Here is a 4,482-nt window from a genome sequence, read left to right on the forward strand (position 1 = left end):
TAAATGGTGACGCTGACTCCACTCGGCGCCTTCTTGGCTCGGCGGGCCGCCTGGTTCTTCGGCTGCACCGCCGTGTCTCGAACCGGCGCGGCCTTGTTTTCGACCGACGCGGCCTTGGTTGCGACCGGCGCGGCCTTGTTCACAGCCCGTACGGACTCAGCGGCCGAGGTCGGTTCGGCGGTTCTCGACGGCGGCGTCGCCACCTTCTTCGCGGGCACGCGCTTGGCCGGAGCTGCCGAGGTTGCCGCATTGCGAGTGATCCGCAGTTCCTCGGCCTCGTAGGGCAATTCGTCGTTGACACCCTTCGGGCTGATGGTGACCGTGGTGCCGTCGATCGACACGACCTTCGCCGACGTACCGTCGGGCAAGCCGAGGCTGGGGTTCGGCTCGCGGAGATAGACGGTGGCCCGACGGCCCTCGGCGAGCGCAGCGGCCAGCGTCGCCAGATTCTCGGGAGTCAACGAATCGTTCACGGCGCGCCCACGGGGTGGCATCGACTACCGGCCTTTCTCGAAAGTGTTTGCGAATACTGTCGCACAGATGCACGCGCGATGTCATGGCACGAAGCACGGCAGAATCAGAGCGAGTGTAGTGAGGTGTTCGTCGAACGAGCCGGCCCGACGGACCGAGCGTGTCGAGGATTCACCGACATCGTCATGGACGCACTGACGAGAAGTAACTGTAACCTCAAGTAACTGTTACTTGGATTAACACTTAGATTGGGTTGACCGAGAAGGTCGATGTCTTCAACTCTATACGCCAGCCGCCGCACTCGCCGCTCCAGTCCACTCGACGTGACATCGACTCGCGAATACCCGGGAGTAGTTCTGCGAGACAGTCGATCGAATTCGCCCCGGCACCACCTCGCCGAACCGCCCTCGCGGCCGGTATCTCCCGCGTAGCCTGGCGACGTGCCTCGTTGCGTAGGTACGGAACAGGAGCATCGATGTACCACCTCGACGCGGACGAACAGTCGCTCAGCGACGGTCCGCACGTGTATTTGCTCGACGCCAAATCCACCCTCGAGGTTCAGGCGCTGAATCAGTGGATCGATGCCACCACACCGGACGGGGAACCGCGTCCGCCCTCGGTGGTGCTCTCCGGTGAGGCCAAGACGTCACTGTCGGACACCGTTCGCGGGTACGCCGACGATCCGCTGCTGATCCCTCTGCGAGTGACGTTGTCCGATCGCAAGACCGGGATTCTGCACCGCATCTTCGCTCCGCGCGGTCGATCCAAGCCCACCCAGGTCTGGCAGCGATGGGTGGCGGGCGACGACCCCGATCATTCCGCGGTATTGGTCGGCGAGCCCGCGACACTCAGTGATCTGCAAGATCGGTTCGAGCGGGGCGGTGGCACCTCGCTGTCGTCGTTCATCCTGCGCCAGGCCAGTCTGGCGCTGGACAAGGCCGAGCGTGGCGTCATCGGCTCGGAGTACAAGATCCCGCGATTCGTCGTCGAGGACATGACGGAACAGAAGAAGTTCCGCGACGGCATCACCGCGCTCGCGGACGAGGTCGGCCAGGATCGCGAGGCAGTCGACACCCGCGTCAACGAGATCCTCGGCGAAATGGTCGCCACCGAGACCCGACGGGCAGTCGAGATGTGGGGCACGCTCGGGGCCTACTTCTCTCGGGCCTACAAGGTCGACGTCGATCGTGATCAGTTGCAGAAGGTACGCGAACTCAACAAGAACTATCCGTTGGTGTTCCTGCCCAATCACCGCTCCTATCTCGATCCGCTCGTGCTCCGACCGGCGCTGCTGGCCGAGGGCCTGCCACTCAATCACGTCATGGGCGGCATCAACGTCGGTTTCTGGCCCCTGGGTCCGATCGCCAAACGCAGTGGCGTCGTGCTCATTCAGCGCAAGTTCTCCGACGCGATCTACAAGTGGACGCTGCGTCAGTACATGAGCTTCCTGCTGAGCAAGCGGTTCAACCTCGAGTGGTACATAGAAGGTGGCCGAAGCCGCACCGGCAAGCTCCGGCCGCCGAGGTTCGGCCTGCTGAGCTATCTCGTCGATGCGCTCGAGTCCAGCGACGCCGGGGACGTCTTTCTGATTCCGACGTCCATCACCTACGACCGCCTGCACGAGGTCGGCGCGATGGCCGAGGAATCGCACGGGGCGAAGAAACAGGCCGAGGGCATTCGGATGGCCATCGGGTACATCCGCGCGCAGGGCACGTTGCGTGGCAACGTCTATCTCAATTTCGGAGAGCCGATGTCGGTGGCCTCGATCGTCGCCGAGAATCCCGACAAGCGAGTGGCAGTGCAGAAGATCGCCCTCGGTGTCGCGCACGCGATCAACGACTCCACCCCGGTCACCCCGGCCGCGCTGGTCACGATGGCGCTGTTGGGCATCGAGGATCGCGCCCTCAACGTCAACGAGATGTGGGCGATCATTGCCCCTCTCGCCCGCTACATCAAGCAGCGAAATCTGCCCACCGCGGGAGGCGTCGACATAGCCGACGTCGATGTGGTGCGCTCGGCCGTCATCACCCAGGTCAACGCCAACGTCGTCAAACGCTTCGACGACGGTCCCGAACCGCTGTTCTATCTGGCCCAGGACAAGCATCTCGTGGCAGCGTTCTTCCGCAACAACGCTATTCACTTCTTCGTGATGCGTGCCATCGGCGAACTGGTGGTGCTGCCGACGCGCGGCGGTTCGGTGCCCCTGACGCAGGAATTGCTGTGGCAGTCGGCATTGGAGTTGCGCGATCTGCTCAAGTTCGAGTTCTTCTTCGGCGACAAGAAGGATTTCAGCGAGCGACTGGAGTCCGAGGTCGATCTGATCGATCCGGACTGGCGGGTCAAGATCAGCGACCCCGATTATGCTGCGCAACAACTCCAGTCACAGGATCTACATCTGGCGCATCGAGTGCTGCAGCCGATCTTCGAGGCGTATCAGGTGGTGGCCGATCAGCTGATGCTGCTGCCCCAGAGCGGCGAATTCGACAAGCCGAAGTTCATCGCCGAGTGCCTCGGTGCGGCTCAGGCCAAGCGGCTTCGTCAACAGCTCGATCACAGCGAGGCCATTTCCGGCGAACTGTTCGACACTGCACTGCAATTGGCAGAGAACCGCGACCTGATCGATTCGTCGTCCGAGGGTATCGCGCGCCGTCGCAGAGACTTCGCGCTCGAGATCGACGAGTGGGCCCGCAAGGTTCGCACGATTCGCGATATGGCCCACCGCATGTTGCGTGACGTCGAACCTGTGTCGGCTCCCGAGGAGAACAATTCATGACCGAGTTCGACGATCGACTGATCGCGATCGCTGCCGCTCCACCCGGCCGAGACACCGTGGCGTACTTCGATCTCGACGGCACCCTGATCGACGGATTCTCCGCCCGTGCAGTGTTTCTCGAACGTCTCAAGACTCTCGATGTGACGGTCAAGGAACTGTGGGAGATCTCCAGCGCCGTCGTCGAAATGCGAATGCGCAACTCCCCCGTCGACAACCTGATGGGCAAGGCCGTCCGCGGCCTGGAGGGCCGTCGGGAAGAGGACCTGATGGAGCAGGCATACACCCTGTTCCGCAACGAAATAGCGCCGATGATCTACCCGCAGGCCCGGGCCCTCGTCGAGGCGCACCGGCATGCCGGGCATCGCTTGGTGATGGCCACCTCGGCCACGCCGTACCAGGCGATCCCGGTGCAGCAGGACATGATGTTCGAAGAACTGCTGTGCACCACACCCGTCGTCACCGACGGGATTCTCACCGGCGAGCTGGTCGGCAAATCACTGTGGGGGCCACGCAAAGGTCAGGCGGCGATCGATTACGCCGAACGCGAGGGCATCGATCTGGCCGGCTGTTTCGCGTATTCCAACGGCGGCGAAGACGTGCCACTGCTCGAGGCCGTCGGACGTCCCGTCGCCCTCAATCCGGATCCCGAACTGCAGCGCTACGCCGCAAAGAAGAATTGGCCGTCGCTGACGTTGGACAAGCCCAAGCGGGGCACCGACCTCACCTCCGCCGTCCGGAGCACGGCCGCTCTTGGGTCGGTTCTGGCCAGCGCGTCGATCGGCCTCGGGCTCGGCATTCTTACGCGGAGTCGCCGCAACGGCGCGAACATCACGAGCACCATCGCACCGGACATCGCGCTGACCATCGCGGGCGTGAAGCTCGACGTGACCGGCACGGAGCATGCGTGGTCTGCTCGGCCAGCGGTGTTCATGTTCAATCACCAGAGCACAGCGGACTCGATCATCGTCACGTCCATCCTGCGCCGCGACATCACTGCCGTCGCAAAGCGCGAGCTCGAACGCGATCCGCGGTTCGCGCTGCTGGGCAGGATCTTCGACGTCGCCTATGTCGATCGTGGTGATCCCTCACAGGCACGCGAGGCGATGCGGCCGGCGATCGAAAAGTTGCACAGTGGCATCTCCGTGGCCATCGCACCCGAGGGCACGCGAATGCCGACCTCGCGTCTCGGCCGGTTCAAGAAGGGCGGCTTCCATCTGGCGATGCAGGCAGGTGTGCCC

General features: G+C 63.4%; 2 protein-coding genes and 1 pseudogene. 2 read left to right on the top strand and 1 reads right to left on the bottom strand.

From position 1 onward, the window contains the following. A pseudogene (locus RHODMAR_RS28590) lies at nt 1–473 on the bottom strand (translation initiation factor); the annotation flags it as partial. A 473-nt stretch (nt 474–946) separates the two neighbouring features. Between RHODMAR_RS28590 and RHODMAR_RS02660 the strand changes: the two are divergent. Together RHODMAR_RS02660 and RHODMAR_RS02665 are read left to right on the top strand one after the other, a co-directional pair. Further along, complete coding sequence (locus RHODMAR_RS02660) at nt 947–3,244, top strand: glycerol-3-phosphate 1-O-acyltransferase (RefSeq protein WP_008711025.1); 2,298 nt, start codon at nt 947–949, stop codon at nt 3,242–3,244. Further along, nucleotides 3,241–4,482: HAD-IB family hydrolase (locus RHODMAR_RS02665; RefSeq protein WP_008711026.1), on the top strand; the 1,242-nt coding region annotated here is incomplete at its 3' end. The genes RHODMAR_RS02660 and RHODMAR_RS02665, both read left to right, overlap by 4 nt.

This window comes from Rhodococcus sp. AW25M09 (genome assembly GCF_000333955.1).
Taxonomy (GTDB): Bacteria; Actinomycetota; Actinomycetes; order Mycobacteriales; family Mycobacteriaceae; genus Rhodococcoides.

Bases quoted from the DNA above. Each gene is read 5' to 3' on its own strand.
- RHODMAR_RS02660 (WP_008711025.1), top strand. From the start codon at position 947: ATGTACCACCTCGACGCGGACGAACAGTCGCTCAGCGACGGTCCGCAC.